The organism is Meiothermus hypogaeus, assembly GCF_003574035.1.
Taxonomy (GTDB): Bacteria; Deinococcota; Deinococci; order Deinococcales; family Thermaceae; genus Meiothermus; species Meiothermus hypogaeus.
This window is the reverse complement of the sequence record NZ_QWKY01000169.1, coordinates 1-1,046: the sequence shown is the minus strand read 5'-3', so window position 1 is coordinate 1,046 and position 1,046 is coordinate 1. Positions and strand designations below refer to the sequence as shown.

Below are 1,046 nucleotides of genomic sequence, written 5' to 3'. Positions count from 1 at the left end.
GCCGTCAGCTACGCCCTGGTCAACACCGTCGCGGTGCTGATCATCGCCTGCCCCTGCGCGATGGGCCTGGCGACCCCCACCAGCATCATGGTGGGCACCGGCAAAGCCGCCGAGATGGGCGTGCTCTTCCGCAAGGGTGAAGCCTTGCAGACCCTGCAGGAAGCCCAGGTGATCGCCCTCGACAAGACCGGCACCCTCACCAAGGGCAAGCCCGAGCTCACCGACCTGCGGGTACCCGGGGGCTTCGACGAGGCCGAGGTGCTGCGCCTGGTGGCCTCGCTCGAGCAGAAGTCCGAGCACCCCATCGCCCGGGCCGTCGTGAAGGAGGCGCGGGCTCGGGGGCTGGAGCTGCTCGAGCCCCAGGACTTCGAGGCCCTCCCCGGCTTCGGGGTGAGCGGGCAGGTGGGGATCTACCGCGTGGACGTGGGGGCGGACCGGTACATGGCCCAACTGGGCGTCGACGTGAGCCCCTTCGCCGCCGAGGCCCAGCGCCTGGCCGACGAGGGCAAGACCCCCCTCTACGCGGCCGTGGGCGGCAAGCTGGCCGCCGTCGTCGCGGTCTCCGACCCGGTCAAGGAGGGGACCCCCGAGGCCATCGCCGCCCTGCACCGCCAGGGCTTCAAGGTGGCGATGATCACCGGCGACAACCGGCGCACCGCCCGCTCAATCGCCCGGCAGCTCGGCATCGACGAGGTGCTGGCCGAGGTCCTGCCCGAGGGCAAGGCCGACGCGGTGAAGCAGCTCCAGGGCAAGGGCTACCGCGTCGCCTTCGTGGGCGACGGCATCAACGACGCCCCGGCCCTGGCCCAGGCCGACGTGGGCCTCGCCATCGGCACCGGCACCGACGTCGCCATCGAGACCGCCGACGTGATCCTGATGTCGGGCGACCTGCGCGGGGTGCCCAACGCCATCGCCCTCTCGAGGGCCACCCTCAGGAACATCAAGCTCAACCTCTTCTGGGCCTTCGCCTACAACGTCGTGCTGATCCCGGTGGCCGCAGGCGTGCTCTACCCGCTGAACGGCTGGCTGCTCTCGCCAGTGCTGGC

General features: G+C 71.3%; 1 protein-coding gene. It reads left to right on the top strand.

Annotated features, from left to right (window positions below; all coding sequences use genetic code 11):
• A partial coding sequence (locus tag Mhypo_RS17760) for a heavy metal translocating P-type ATPase (protein ID WP_119342528.1) occupies positions 1-1,046 on the top strand: 1,046 nt, incomplete at both ends.